Source organism: Candidatus Jettenia sp. AMX1 (assembly GCF_030263775.1).
GTDB classification, from domain to species: Bacteria; Planctomycetota; Brocadiia; order Brocadiales; family Brocadiaceae; genus Jettenia; species Jettenia caeni.
Genome location: NZ_SZPP01000010.1, coordinates 18165 through 33636, shown reverse-complemented (window position 1 = coordinate 33636; position 15472 = coordinate 18165). Strand labels below are relative to the sequence as shown.

The window sequence follows — 15472 nt, the reverse complement described above, 5'->3', positions numbered from 1 at the left end:
TAATTCCAGATTTTAGATGTGTGATTGCCGAATTAATTCTAAAATCTTAAGATGGGTATCCATAATTGGATTGTGGATTGATAATTACGGATTGATTAATAAAAATTAAAACTCATGAATTAAAAACACTTTTCAGTTACTTGTTCTTTGTGCCTCAACGGCTAAACAGCAATAATAATTGCATATGAGAACTTTTGATTATTGCCTACGGATATAATCCCCGCATCTTTTTAGCTTCTGCAACACGACCGATACCGAGCATTAATGCAGCGGTACGCATATCAATACCTTTTTTATTTGAAAGTGCTAATATTCTGTTGAATGCGCCTATCATAACATCCTTTAACTTCTTTTGAATATCATCTTCACTCCAGAAATAGTACTGGATATCCTGCACCCATTCAAAATACGATACGGTTACCCCTCCGGCATTCGCAAGGATATCGGGTACAAGAAATACTTTTTTGTCCTGTAATATCTTATCAGCTTCAGGTGTTGTCGGACCATTGGCGCCTTCCACGATAATCTTGGCCTTTATCTCATCAGCATTCTTTTCGGTAATTTGCCCTTCTATAGCAGCCGGCACAATGACATCGCAATCCAGCTCGAAAAGTTCCTCGTTTGTTATAGCATCTGTATCCATCAAACCGGTAACATGTTTGTTTTCTTTAATATGATGTAAGAGGTAAGGAAGAAGAATGCCCTGAGGGTTGTACACTCCACCACTAATATCACTCACGGCTACAATAGTACAGCCCTGATCATTTAAAAGCCTGGCAGCTACAGAACCGACATTTCCCAAACCTTGAATGGCAACACGCAAACCACGGAGGTTCTTATACAACACCCTTGCTGCCTCCATGACCATATAGGCAACTCCGCGGCCTGTGCCTTCCGCCCTTCCCAGCGAACCACCAAGGAGTAACGGCTTACCGGTAACAACACCAGGAATTGTGTTACCCTGCTGCATACTGTAAGTGTCCATCATCCATGCCATAGTTTGCGCATTCGTGTAGAGGTCGGGAGCAGGAATGTCTTTATCCGGCCCTATGATTTGAACAATTTCCGTAGTAAAACGGCGTGTCATGCGCTCCAGCTCGTCTTGCGACATTTCTTCAGGATTGCATTGTACACCGCCTTTCGCTCCGCCATACGGCATATGCATGAGCGCGCATTTCCATGTCATTAACATGGCAAGCGCAGAAACCTCTTTGAGGTCTACATTCGGATGATATCGAATACCACCCTTAGAAGGACCTAAGGTAATATCATGTTGTACCCGATAGCCCTTAAATACCTTCGTTTTACCATTATCCATTCTAACAGGCACTGAAACAATAAGAGAACGCTTTGGATTTCTCATGCGTTCCCTTATTCCATCTTCTATATTGAGTATCTCCGCTACGGTATCAAACTGCTTGAGCGCTGTTTCATAAAGAATATCATTACTTATCATAGATGGTACCCTTTCTAACACTTCATTATTTACGTACCCTATCCAATGCAAGCAAGAATCCATAGATAATTGCCTGTGGTCTGGGTGGACAACCAGGAATATAAATATCTACAGGAACAACGTTATCAATTCCATTTTTTGTGGCATAACAATTACTAAAAATACCTCCACTGCTCGCACAGGCACCTAAGGCAATAACCATCTTTGGTTCTGGCGTAGCATGATACGTTTTTATGAGAGCAGTTTCCATATTTCTCGTGGGGGGGCCTGTTACCAGTAAACAATCAGCATGACGCGGAGAAGCGACTACATCGATACCAAATCTCTGTAAATCATGAACTGGACTGTTATATAATGCAACAAACTCCCATTCACATCCGTTACATGAGCCTGCATCCACTTCTCTGACATGCAGTGATCGCTTGAATACAGAAAAGATCTTTTCATTAAGCTTTTTTCCAAGCGATTCCACCGATTCTTTTGTATCAAAGCCTGCCTTAACGAGAAGATCTTCCTTATGTGTCGCCGCTAACTCAAAATTGTTGGTAATCGTAATAGCCTTATAGGGGCACATCTCCTCACAAATTCCACAAAAAACACATTTTGCATGGGAAAGTTGCAGATACCGTTTACCATCTTGTTCTATCCAGGTATATGCGCCTGTAGGACAAACATCCACGCAGACATTGCACTGCTTGCACCGCTCATTGTCTATTTCAATCCTTCCCCGAAAACGAAAAGGAGCTGGCTCTTTTTCGTATGGATACGAAGAAGTAACTATGCCTGTCTGGAAACTTTTCTGAAATTTTGTAAACATTTTTTAGTCCAGGAAATATACGAAAAGCAAAAATTTCAAATAAAATCACAATATTTTAAAGTATTTTATCATAACATACAAAATCTCATAGATTAACAGTCTCGTTTACAAGTCAGTACAAGAATAACATAATTCAAAACTTTTATTAATTAAAGGGAAATCCGGAACAATATTCCCCGGAATAGTATAAGGAATTGCCGGCCAGTTGCAAAAAGAGGGCGAACGCACTTTATATCTGAATAACCTATTGTCTGGGGCTGTCATAATCCAATATATATTCTCACCTCGAGGCGATTCCACATAACTTAAAGCTTGTCTGTATGGAGGAAGCTCCTTAACGGAAGTTTTTATAGGACCTTCTGACATTTTATCAAAACATTGTTCAATAATATATATAGATTGATAAACCTCATCAACTCTTACTCTTACCCTCGCATACACATCCCCATCGTTATAAAAAACGGGGACATCAAAATCAACCTCACGATACGCAGCATAAGGATGATTAACCCGAGCATCTCTGCCTATTCCGGAAGCCCGCGCAGCAACTCCAACAACTCCAAGTCCTCTGGCAGTTTCAGCAGAAAGCCTTCCTGTGGTCTCAAGCCTGTCTATAAGAGAAGAAGATGCAAACATGATATCGGTAAGCTCTTTGAAATCTTTCTTAATATCGGTAAGCAAGGTTGCGATATATTTCTTTAGATCATCATTGATATCGAATCTTATTCCACCAACAGTAATCATCCCCCTGAGGTACCGATTACCCGTTATCGTTTCATTGAGCAGCTGTAAATACTCGCGAATTCTGAACCCGTGGGCACTACCCAGATGAAAAGCTGCGCCAGCACAGATATTACCAATATCCCCTATATGGTTATAAAGTCTTTCCAATTCTAGAAGTATAGTCCTGATAAGCTTAGCCCGCGGTGGTATCTCGACCCCTGCTACTTTTTCAATAGCCTGACAATAACCCGTTGCGTGAGATGCTGCACAAACACCACAAATTCTCTCCGCAAGAAACAGGGCCTTTGTATACGGCATAGTCTCAAAAATTTTCTCCGTGCCCTTATGGGTATAAAAGAGCTTTGCATCTAAATACAGGATACTGTCACCCACAGCGCTAAACCGAAAATGTCCCGGTTCAATAATTCCGGCATGAATAGGACCTACCGGTATTTCAAAGACGCCCTCCCCCTCTACTCTTTTAAATGGCAGCTTAGACTCAAGATGGGGCAGGCGTGTCTGGACATCAAAATCTTTTCGTAAAGGATACGTATTATCGGGGAAGTTGCCATGTAATACCAGCGTATAGGGGTCTGGATGGCCTACAGGCTCAAGCCCGAACATATCCTTAATCTCACGCTCGTACCAATGAGCTGCAGGAATTTTCGGAGTAATTGATGGAAATACAGGTTCTCGCTCACTAACAGGGATGTTAACAATTAAAAATGTGTCCTCTTCCGGCAAAGAGAAAACATAGTAAATTTTAAAATATTTATCCAGACTTCTCTCATCGTTGCAAATCATGGATGAAAGAGACGCCTGGAATGTGCTGTTGATATAACTACATATATCTATGAGCTTTTCTTTACTCGTGGAAATATAGATTTCATTTTCCAAAAAACTTTTTGTAATGGTAATAGTACCGTAGAACCGGTTCGTTAACGTATCGAGATAAACTTGTCTGCTGGTATCCATTACACATTCCTTACAATATCATATATATTATGAAGTATTTTACTCAAAAGAGGTGGTACATACAGGCTTACTACTAATATAAAAAACAGCAAAAATGACATTGCCGCAACAGTAAATTTATTTGCCTCGCCTTGCTTAGCGATTACCGCAGGCACACCGAAAATCATCTTAAACATATTATAAATAAAGCCAATGAAAATAAGAATAATACTTACTAAAAGTATTGCGCTGAACACTATTGACAATAAATTTCCACTTAAAAAGCCATCTGCCAGGACCATAAACTCACTCGTAAAGATATTAAATGGAGGTGTGCCTGTAATAGCAAAGGCTCCGATAATCAGCATAACACTGGTGACAGGAAGAGTTTTCATAGCCCCGGTAATATTTCCCATATCCCTTGTCTTATATTTTAAGAATAAATTACCGGCACAGAAAAACAAAAGAGATTTTACTATTGCATGGTTAAAGGCATGCAACTCTGCACCATAGATACCGTACATACCTCCAAAGCCAAAACCAAGTGCAATAATACCTATATGCTCTATGCTGCTAAAAGCAAGTAAACGCTTATAATCCTTTTGTATCATAATAAAGGGTATTGATACAACAACAGAAATAAGGCCAAATATCATAAGAAGTGTACCAGAGTAAGCAGGCCCAACGCACTTAGAGGTAAGTATGTGATATCGTATAATACCATACATCGAACAATTGAGTAAAACACCTGAAAATAAGGCACTAATCGGCGAAGGTGCTTGGCTATGTGCATCCGGTAACCAGGTATGCATAGGAGCCAGACCTGCCTTAGTACCATATCCAACTAATATAAAAAGGAAGGCGAGTTTCATGAGATGAGGCTCGAATCCATCTGCAACCTTTAGTAAATTTGACCAGTTTAGCGCATAACCAATCTCACCAGGAGCACTTTTTGCAGAATGAAAAGTCAATATAACACCAAACAATGCCAGGGTAATTCCTACCGTACAAATGATAATATATTTCCAGGCTGCCTCTTGATGAGATTTTTTATTGTAAAAACCTACTAAAAAGGTAGTAGAAAGCGTCGTGGCTTCAATTGCTACCCACATAATTCCCAAATTATTAGTTACACACACTAATAACATGGTAAAGATAAACATATGAAAAAGGAAGTAATACCACCGTAATCTCTTTTCAGGAAACTCACCCTCATGAAGCTCTGCTTCCATGTAACCCGCTGAGTATAAAGCAGCAGCAAAACCAACAAGGGTAACAATCTGGGTACTAAGAATACTTAAAGAATCAAGATAGAAGAAACCATGGAATCCTTCCAATGTTTGATTACTATAAATAGCGCAATTCAGTATGAGATTGTATATGAGTGTGATAAAACTACCGGCAATACTCACATATTTTGATATGCTATGCTTTGCAATGAATACGCATATACCGGCAGTTATTATCGGTACCAGTAACAGCCCTAAAATTTCCATTATTCCCTGAGCTCCCTGAGGAAATCCGTATCAATAGTATCAAACGTTTCCTTGATTCTGTACACGTATATTCCCATGATAATAACACCCACCAGGATATCAAAAAACATACCGAGTTCTACGATGAGAGGCATGCCATAAGAAGTAGATAGTGCGGCAAAAAAAAGTCCGTCCTCCATAGCAAGAAGCCCAAGTATTTGCGTAATAGCCTTCTTTCGGGTAATCATGACAAAAAACCCTACAAGCGTAATAGCAAGCGAAACAGGCAGGCAATGTCTCATAAAGACATTTTCAAATTTCAGAATCGACTGGGTAGAGTAATAGGCAATAAGAATAATGCCACAGGAAAGTAACAATGATAACGTATAGCTAATAAAAGACTCAACCTCATTTTTAATTTCAACTTTATTGACAATATAAAAAAGGAAGCCAGGAATAATAATTACCTTGAGTACTAATGAGATTCCTGTAGCAATATAAATGTGATGAATTCCTGAAAAATATGCGATAAGACCACTGACCCATGTCAAAATAAAAGAGCGAAATGCATATGCCCAGATACAATTCTTCAAACGACTCGTACCAACAAGCATGATCGTTGACATAAGCATTAAAATTGCAAGAATATCAATAGTTTTAGAGTTTATAATAATTTGATGTGCCATAATAATCAACTTACCATATAGTGTGAAATAATGGCTAAAAGAGATAAAACAAACGCTGTTCCCAGCAAATTTGGTATCCGGAATAGCCGAATCTTGGCAAACGACATCTCTAAAATAACAATTAAAGAAGCAAAGAATCCGATTTTAACAAGATACACCGCAAAAGAAAGGATTAAGCCCGAAAAGGTTAAGCCTGGAGCTACCCCCCAGGGTAAAAAGGTATTAACCAAAATAGTTAACAACAGCAACAACTTCATACAGGATGCCCATTCTATTAAAGCCAAATAACGTCCGGAGAACTCAAGAATCATACCCTCATGAATCATAGTCAGCTCCAGATGTGTATACGGATTATCAATAGGAATTCTGCCGGTTTCTGCGATAATGACAATAGCAAGGGCGGCAAAAGCGAGAAAGAGGGCTGGATTCAGCAGGATTATACTCGTATTAAGCATAGTACTTGTAATATTACCTAAGTTTGTAGAACCTGCCGCTAAAGAAACAGTAAAGATTGAAAGCATCATGGCTGGCTCCGCCATAGTAGATACCATCATCTCGCGGCTTCCACCCATACCACCAAATGCACTTCCTGTATCAAGAGAAGACAAGACCAGGAAAAATCTGCCGAGTGCAAAAAGATAGATAATAAGGATTACATCACCAGCAAAATTTACCGGCACATGAGATGAAAGAACAGGAACAAGCAGCGTTATAATCAATATCGAAACAAATGTTATATAGGGGGTTGCCCTGAAAATCCACGATGCAGTCTCTGAAACTACGGCATCTTTCCGGAGTAACTTCACAAGATTGTAGTAAAGCTGAAAGATACTCGACCCTCTTCTGCATTGCAGACGAGCCTCTATTTTATTGATAAATCCTTTTACCAGAGGGGCTAATCCAGCGATGACGACAATCTGTAATATGGGAAGTATTATATTGGAAGCTAAACTCATATTCGGTTATTGAAAAAACATAATTAAAATCAGTAAAGTCACAAAGATATAGGCAAGATACAGATGAATATTTCCCGTATGCATCCACCTTACTCTTTCGGAACTGTTCAGCACGAAATTCGAAATCGGTGTATATAAATATCTTTCAAATATTGGCGTTATTTCACCAAGGTAAGTTACAGACTTCACAAAGTAATGAGGAACAGAATACTCAGAACTCACCTCTACTCTTGGCCTGTATAAGCTACTAAAAATAGTTTTGAAAGACCTTGTAAAGGCCGTAGCAGTATATTCCAGTCTTGGCCCGGAAGTTATACCACATGTCCAGGTTTCATATGACCTTCTGGCAAATCCAGGCCTTACTATTGTCAATACAGCAAAAGTAACTGCTAAAAGTATTACACCAAAAACAGTAGTACTTTTCGGAGATAAACCGGTAAAATTCGTATGAATCGACCTCGTTTGTAACCAATCATAGGATATAATAGCAGGCATAATATTTGTACCGAGAAGATGCGTGTTAACATGGTTAATTATCGTCATAATCTTAGCAGGGAAAATACCCATACATACACAAAGCATTGCTAAGAATCCCATGCTGACATACATAACAACCGGTACTTCTTTTGCTTTTTGCGCATGCTCAGAACGGGGCAGAGCAAGAAAGGAAACCCCAAATGCCTTGATAAAACAGGTAGCAACAAGGGCCCCCGTCAGGGCAACAACAGCGCCACAAATTATGGTCTCAATCTTAATAAGTACTGATGGAATGTTAAACCCGTTTAAAAGCGACTGAAATATAAGCCACTCACTCATAAACCCGTTTAAAGGCGGTAGAGCTGAAATAGATAAAGCGCCTACAAGGAATACAGGGGCGGTAACACGTAACCGTTTTATCAAACCGCCTAACTCCTCAATATTTTTTGTATGAGTTGAATAATAAATATTTCCGGCACAGCCAAAAAGCAGGCATTTAAATACTGCGTGATTAATCAAATGGTACAGGCCGGCAATCATTGCAAGGGATGATAAAGAAACAAAGTCGTATGATTTGAAAATCATAGCCAAACCGATTCCTATAAGAATAATACCCATATTTTCCACACTGCTGTATGCAAGCAGCGTCTTGATATCTCGTTCCATAAGAGCATACAGTATTCCCAGAATAGCTGAAGAGGCGCCTACAATAAGAATGATAACCCCCCACCAGGGTGGGCAAGGAGTGAGAAATTCAAAATAGAACCGCACAAAACCATAAACAGCCGTCTTAATCATAACTCCTGACATAACCATTGAGGCATTACTTGGGGCGGCAGGGTGTGCCATAGGGAGCCAAAGATGCAATGGGAAAATACCCGCTTTTATTCCGAAACCAATAAGTATCAAAAAGAATACGATATTTTTATAGGTGGCAGGCACCTGCGAAGCAACATTTCTAAAATCATCAAAACTGAACGACCCCGCATAAGAGAGCATGATAAAAAAGGCTACGGCGAGTAACCCTGATCCAATATGAGCCATTACAATGTAAACAAAACCTGCCTTTCTTGCTGCCGGATTTTCATGCTCAAAAACAACCAGGAAGAATGAGACCAACGTCATGAGCTCCCACACAATCATAAATACGAATGCATTATTTGCGGTAACAACCAGAAGCATCGATAGGAGAAAGAGATTATAGGTAAACCCAAGGAACCGGGTATCACGTTTATTAACGTACAACCTGGTATATCCCAGGGAATAAAGAGAGGCTATAAAACTAACAACCGATATGGCAAGGACAAAAAAAGAGGAAAGCGGGTCCAGCAAAAAGTCATAGGTAATAACAGGATGCAACAACTGAAAATCAAGATGAATACGGGAACCATGAGATAACATAGTTATGGCTGCCGCAATACTGAAGGAGGCAGCAATAGCAGCAAACACAAGTGAAATAAAATTCCCGGCCTTTTGCCATGCATAAAAACATAAGGCAAATAAAGCGCCAACAATATACAGGATTATTGATATGATAAAGAATTGCCCAGCCATAGTTTTTTATGTATACATTAAAATATATGAAACAGATGAGAAATTACCATCTTTATCTAAGCTATTTAAAAATAAAACATCCTAAAAGCTGTATTATTTTACTGGAATAGTTCTGTGATGCAAGCTTTTTTAAAAAGCAGATAAAGGTTATTAACTTGAATAAAACCAGGTAATTACCCGCGAAGAAACAGGAAATGAAAGATGCTCAACAACGCTACCCGTACACTTGAGGCTTGCTTTATTGGAATATAAGGTATGTCACTTATAATATTGAAAAGCGGAACGAAGGGTTAAAGTGATTTTACAGATGCCCTGAATTGTGGAATTATCTACCTCCGGAATTGCTCTCAAACAGACTCCAATACTGTCCATAGCCCTCTTGTTCAAGATCTTCTTTGGGAATAAACCGTAGCGCTGCTGAGTTAATACAATAGCGGAGCCCCGTGGGTTTCGGACCATCAGGAAATACATGGCCCAAATGGGAATCGCCATACTTGCTTCTTACTTCAGTTCGCTTTGAGAATAAGAGCCAGTCATTCTTTTCCACAATATGGGCAGGCTCAAGAGGTTTGATAAAGCTTGGCCATCCGGTACCCGAATTGTATTTATCGAGTGAGCTAAAAAGTGGCTCTCCGGATACGATATCGACGTATATACCCTCCTTCTTATTATCCCAGTACTCATTCTTGAAGGGCGGTTCCGTGCCATTCTTTTGCGTTACTTTGTATTGTAAAGGACTTAGTATCTTCCTCAACGTTGTCTCGTCAGGTCTTACATATTCTTCTTTCTTCTTTATATCTGCTCTTTCCATCTCACTCTCCTCTGGCGCACCGGCTCCTGCAACCTTCTCTTCCATCGTGTTACCACCTTTCTGGTAACTAGCCGCCATAAATATCAGAATGGTAACCATAAAATATTTTTTCATATGAAAACCTTCTCTCGTATAACCAAAATATCAGACTTTATGTAACAAATTATCGATAATCTGATCAATCTTTAAGTACCGCATACACACAGATACCAAAGGAAAAGAGGATTGAAATGGAAGAGTGCCCCCCTTTTGATTAAGCATGCTTCTGTACCCATCGGAGATGCAGGGTATCGAGCTTGTAATGATGCAGTACCTGCACCTTATGTTCAGGGAAGCCGAGGAAATTGCTGAAGTAAAACAGGAACACTAGCAGTGTATCCAATTTAAGGATAAAGAATCCCTTTACGACCATATAAGGAGCGACCTGTGCAGTATAGTGGATGAGATATTCCCAGGCCAAGACAATGCCGAGACCCGGCACTCCAACAATGGCAAGACCGAGGGCAAACAACAGTAAATTCATCAGGGGAGAACGAGAGAGCTTCGCGGTGTAGTTTTGATGATTCTCGTTTCCATTTGAGAAGGTATACACCGAGAGGAAGGCAAGTCCCGCAAAGGCAATGGCAAAGACAACTACAGAAAGCCAGTAAAGCTGATTTGATGCGTCTATATGCTTTACCAATAGCAATGTATGTTCGATTCCTACCGTGGCCGCTGAGCAAGCGAGAGTTACGAAAAACATGCCCACTTTTCGGATATTATAGAAGGTTAGTACACAGAAACCCACCGCCAGAGCCAGTAATATCTCATCTTTGGCGTTGAAATATTTCCAGTTGATAATGAAAGCCGTGACGGTATTCCCACCGCCATCACCGGTAAATTCCATGGTAAAAAAATTCCTGTTGAGAAGGAAAATTACCATGCTAAAAATTACCCATACCGAGGCAACCATGATGGCAAAGCGGCGCGCCGCTTTCTTATCATACCGCAGGAATTTCAGACCGAGAAACTGATCAATAAAGTCGAATGAGCGGGAGAAAAAACCAAACTCATTGATCGTGAGTGAGTAAAGCCAATTTCTTAATCCCGCGGGAAAGATAGCTTTGAGATGACGCCCGGTGCTTGTCGTTCTGGGGCGCCTTGTCTCCATAGTATGGTAGAGATGAAGTAAAGACGGCGTTCGCAAGAACTCAAAAGTGCGATAGATTCCGTGTGATACCACATGAATCAGGGCAAGAGTACGGAATCCGAAAAATATCTCGATATAAATAATGGCTAACTGCGTTACGGTGGCATACGCAATGGTATTTTTGGCATCGGAAACCTGCCGGCTCATATGGGTTGTGATGAAGGCAGAAAACACGCAAATGGCAATCGCAACGGCAATGGCATTTGCCGGATGTGAAATCGACCATACTTCAGGCCAATACGCCGGAAGTGACCACTCCTTAGGCCAGAAGCGCAGGAGAAGAAAAATGGGGATGTGCGTTGATAACGAACCATAGAAAACCGCACTCGATGGCGTGGGTCCTTCCATTGCCCGTGGCAACCAGATCCATGGGAAAATACCCGATTTGAAGAAGCACGAGAAAATCAATAAGACCATCGCCCACTCGCAGCCATGTTTCTCCAGAATCGATGCCATCATGGTCATGTCTTCGGTGTGGAAGAAGAGCAACAGTACAATCAGGGCGCACATGAAGACATCTCCAAGCTCGTAAATAAACAATACCCGCATAGCGTTCTTGAGCGGATTGAGACGATGCTCATAAAAAGCGATAAGAAGCACTGAAGAAAAGCCCAATAGTTCCCAACCCATGAAGAAAAAGGTAGAACCGGAACTGAGAATGATAAGCTTTATGGATAAATGAAAGATAAAATAAAGGGAAAAGAATTTATGATAATACGCATCCCGGTGAAGATAGAAGAGAGAAAAGTGACCGATGATCGCAATGATTATTGTCGTGAAGGCCAAAAAGGTAAACGTAAGGATGTTCCAATGCACAATAAATGGCCAGCCAAGAAAGCAAAAAGATTCTATATGCACGGTAATCTCATGAAATCCAAGGAAATACAAGGCAATTGCAACGTGAATAAAATCACTGATGTTTCCCCATCGGACCAGTTTACGAACCATGTACTCTTCACGTTCCTGCTTACTGGTGAAATACTGGATATTTACAAAAAGTATCTTGGCAATCGGGAACAGTATGAAATAATGCACAAGATAGACAATTAAAGAGTTTTCCACCGTATACTCCTAGGTAATTTTACCAAACAAAAGATGATCTTGTTCGAGGAAAAATCGCGGATCGCTGCCCTTGTATTCGGGCACATCCACCATGTCTTCGAATGGTACAAACCGGCCTTCTACCCCGCCTTTCCACAAAAAGAGCTTTTCCTGATCCTGATCATGAACTGCGAGGGTAATCCAATTGTGCTTTACCAAACACTGAAAGTGTCCGGGCTGATTGGTATATCCGAAGGCCTCGCCGAGGATAGTTTCCATCGTCCCGATCTTACAGCAAACGAGCAGAATCAATCGGGTGGGTTCGTGGACCTCGACCATTTGCCATGGCAATCCCAATTGCAGATCGCTGATGTAGCCGTTCATCACACCCAACAGGGAGGTGACGTTGTGGGGCAATTTAGTACCGCAGCCGTAATGCTCATTGTCAATAAAGCTGAAATAGTATTCAAGACTAATCCCCGCACATACCGGTCCAACTGCACCGAGGATAGCCCTCAGGAACTTCCCTTCCGGATCCACAGTATAATTATAGGAAACCAAAAACGCTCGTCTGTCTAAAAAAAGGTTTCGCGTTAGATACCTCGGACCTACGATGGCAATTGCATTGGTGCAGTGGCCGTATTCAGGTCTCGGCTGGGTAAGATCCATTGCACGGCCACGGGCATAATCGGCGAATGCCTTTTCTGACTGGTCAGTCTTGACCTCATCAAAGCGTCTGCAGCGCTCTTTTGCATCAAGCGCCGCCGCACGGCGAATGGTGTCGATATACTTTTGCAGGCGCGGCTCAATGGGGTCAGGAAGGTCGAAAAGAATGACCTCGTCGCTGCAGGTATTGTGATATCCGCCGATGAACAGGGTTGAATCAGGGATAATTATACCATTTTTTGCCAGCCCTGCGCGAACTTCAGGTTCATTGCAAATGGTTGCAAAGAGACGCCCGTTAGGTGCACCTCGCCCCCCTGCGCACGCCCCACAATCATGGGCGGCTTCGTGAGGATTATTGAGGCTACTCGATCCGTGACCCAGGAAGAACATATAGGAAGAAAAGTTGTCTGATAACCCACTGCCTTTGAGTATCGCCGTGGCGCGAGTGATCCGACCTTGCAGATCCCACCCTTTTTCATTCTCCTGATTTTCTTTCCTGTAAACCAATCGTGTCTTAGGTTCATGGGCTGCCAAAGAGCGTCGCAGCTTGGAACTGTACTTCGGCGAAAGAACATCCAGGGTATACGGGAAAAGATTCAAAATACCGCTGAAAATCGTGTGGGCAAAGCTTCCGAAAAGGGTCTTTGATGCTTGCGTAATCGCCCATTGTATTTCACCATAGAGCTGCAGTTTTTTGGGCATCGCATCTTCGAGTTTCACTGCCTCTTCGTAGACTTGCACTGATGGCGTCACCATAGGATGAGGACACATCTTGCGGTAATGTTTCTCCGGTGCGCCCTTAAATCTCATATCAAGGGCAAAATGCCCCGCCGCTCCCAAGGTTTCTACGCCGGGGTCGATTTGTTCCAGATGGCGACGGAAGGATTCCTCACGATCGTCGATGCAGCAAAAAACCTGATAACACGGAAGCTCGTATTTCGGCTTTTCCTCGATAGCGCACTGCCGGTATGCCGATAGGAATTGAGTGTAGAAGGTATCCTCATAGGCACGCTGCCAAATCTCCTGACGATTTTCTTCGGTAAATTGGGTAACCTCTCGGGGAAATTCGGCATCATTTTTGATACCTAAAGCGCTCACGACAGCGGCAATAAAATAGGGATTATACAAGGGTTCAGATTTATAGACCGGAATCTTCAAGTCTCGTAGATCGCATATGGATTTGATAGCCGCGAGTTCGAGGATGAGAATAACGGGGATGACCTCTTTATAAACTGCCTTGATATCCTGACTTGGAATCCATTCCGGCATCTTTTCCAGAGATTTAATGGTTCCTGTCCACCCTTTATAGCGATACAGGGTGCGGAACATATAGTCTTCCATGTGATTCTCAGGGATAGCCAAATATTGAAGCAGAAGTGTGATAGCCTCATCGTACCGGTACCGTTTCATCCCGGTAACGATTCGTTTCAGGGTCTTGAGAAATTTTGTGCTGAAGAAACTGCTTTTCGAGTAAATTTCACAAAAGCACTGCCACATCCCTTTCTCCCGGTTCGGCATGGGCCAATAGGCCAGGCCGAAGTCAAAATAGGATGATAAAAACCTAAAGAGAACCGGCTGTATCAACTCGTCGATGTCCCGATTGTGGGTAATCTGAATCGCCTCTTTGTAATAACCTGGGCGTTGATACGCAGTGTTATTTACAAACTGCAGAATTCTCGCATCCGGCGCCGGGCGAACATGAGGCTTCTCCGTCATGAGCTTAAACAGAAGATCCGGTTGAATAGTAAGCTTATGATGTTCGATATATTCTTTGATCTTTTTTTGAAGAACGTCTGCCGTAATACGGCCCCGCTCAAACGCCAGGAGAAACTCTTCTTCGGACATAAACGCTTTGGCGCCATAAGTACGTCCCGCCTGTTTAACGCCTTCAAAGAAATCGTATGTTTCAAAGTGATGAATGGTATTGTGGTGAACAAAGAATGGGAGTGGGCCTTGGTCAGGCATTAAATGTTTTGTATGTTCGATAGCGTGCTCAATCTTATCAGACATCATTTCCATTAATTAAGTAGTTAAGAGAAAAAATACCCAGATTCATCGAATGAGTTTTTAACTGATGATAAGATAGTAAAAGCACACCAAATATTGCAAAGCCCTTTGCTTTCTGTGATACAGGAGGTAATTGCTCCGGTGAAAAAAATATAATACCTAAATAAGAGATACTTGTCATTATCTTTTACAGGAAAGCTTTATTATAAAAAATACCTGTTAAAATCGAGAAAATTATACCAAAAGCCTAAACTCTTTCCATAGCTGGTTGGTGAAAAAAATTGTTTTACCGTAACTAAGTATTTAAGCAGAAATGAAAAGAAATAGCAAGATTTTTATGTCTTTTAGTAAATTGAACGCATAAGGAAAAGGGGGAATAATGACATGAAAACATGTGAGAATCAAGAGCCTATTCGGAAGTCCGAAGCGCCATTTCAAGCGATAAAGGGGCAAGGAATCTCTTCGTGCACAGATCCAAAGATTCCGCACGCCACTTTTTCGGAAAGGACAATCCCTGTTTTTTGATAGGCTCTTAATATCCTTGAGATGAGAAGGTTAATTAACAAACTTTTGTTAAGGTAACTCCAATGCCTCCTCGTTTAAAATAATCTTTTTTTCATATCGCTTCGCTTAATAGAAAAAGACTCAAAGGATTTGCCT

General features: G+C 41.4%; 9 protein-coding genes and 1 pseudogene. All 10 read right to left on the bottom strand.

Features of this window, described 5'->3' with window-relative positions:
* Window positions 1–205: 205 nt before the first annotated feature.
* The 10 genes and pseudogenes from FBQ94_RS03630 to FBQ94_RS03585 all read right to left on the bottom strand — a co-directional run bounded on the left by FBQ94_RS03630 (window position 206) and on the right by FBQ94_RS03585 (window position 14815).
* A complete protein-coding gene (locus FBQ94_RS03630; protein ID WP_007220761.1) occupies window positions 206–1456 on the bottom strand; it encodes a Glu/Leu/Phe/Val family dehydrogenase in 1251 nt (416 codons plus the stop codon).
* A 25-nt stretch (window positions 1457–1481) separates the two neighbouring features.
* Window positions 1482–2273: an NADH-quinone oxidoreductase subunit B family protein gene (locus FBQ94_RS03625; protein WP_040543537.1), complete on the bottom strand. Its 792-nt coding sequence runs from the start codon at window positions 2271–2273 to the stop codon at window positions 1482–1484.
* 105 nt (window positions 2274–2378) lie between these two features.
* Window positions 2379–3971, bottom strand: a complete 1593-nt coding sequence (locus FBQ94_RS03620; RefSeq protein ID WP_007220759.1) for a hydrogenase large subunit — start codon at window positions 3969–3971, stop codon at window positions 2379–2381.
* Window positions 3971–5446, bottom strand: coding sequence for a hydrogenase 4 subunit F (locus FBQ94_RS03615; RefSeq protein ID WP_007220758.1), 1476 nt, complete (start codon window positions 5444–5446; stop codon window positions 3971–3973). The genes FBQ94_RS03620 and FBQ94_RS03615 overlap by 1 nt, the downstream gene beginning before the upstream one ends.
* Entirely contained in the window at window positions 5446–6111 is a 666-nt protein-coding gene (locus FBQ94_RS03610; RefSeq protein ID WP_007220757.1) for a hypothetical protein, read from the bottom strand. Before FBQ94_RS03610 ends, FBQ94_RS03615 begins: the two co-directional genes overlap by 1 nt.
* A 5-nt stretch (window positions 6112–6116) precedes the next feature.
* The gene (locus tag FBQ94_RS03605; RefSeq protein WP_007220756.1) at window positions 6117–7067 is read right to left on the bottom strand and encodes a respiratory chain complex I subunit 1 family protein; all 951 of its coding nucleotides are present in this window, start codon (window positions 7065–7067) and stop codon (window positions 6117–6119) included.
* 6 nt (window positions 7068–7073) lie between these two features.
* Window positions 7074–9098: a hydrogenase 4 subunit B gene (gene hyfB, locus FBQ94_RS03600; protein ID WP_007220755.1), complete on the bottom strand. Its 2025-nt coding sequence runs from the start codon at window positions 9096–9098 to the stop codon at window positions 7074–7076.
* A gap of 325 nt (window positions 9099–9423) precedes the next feature.
* A pseudogene (gene msrB / locus FBQ94_RS03595) lies at window positions 9424–9852 on the bottom strand (peptide-methionine (R)-S-oxide reductase MsrB); the annotation flags it as partial.
* 310 nt (window positions 9853–10162) lie between these two features.
* Window positions 10163–12160 (bottom strand): proton-conducting transporter transmembrane domain-containing protein, encoded by a 1998-nt coding sequence (locus tag FBQ94_RS03590; protein ID WP_007220753.1) that lies wholly within the window; start codon window positions 12158–12160, stop codon window positions 10163–10165.
* A 9-nt stretch (window positions 12161–12169) separates the two neighbouring features.
* On the bottom strand, window positions 12170–14815 hold the full coding sequence (locus FBQ94_RS03585; protein ID WP_007220752.1) for a putative inorganic carbon transporter subunit DabA: 2646 nt from the start codon (window positions 14813–14815) through the stop codon (window positions 12170–12172).
* Window positions 14816–15472: the final 657 nt, after the last annotated feature.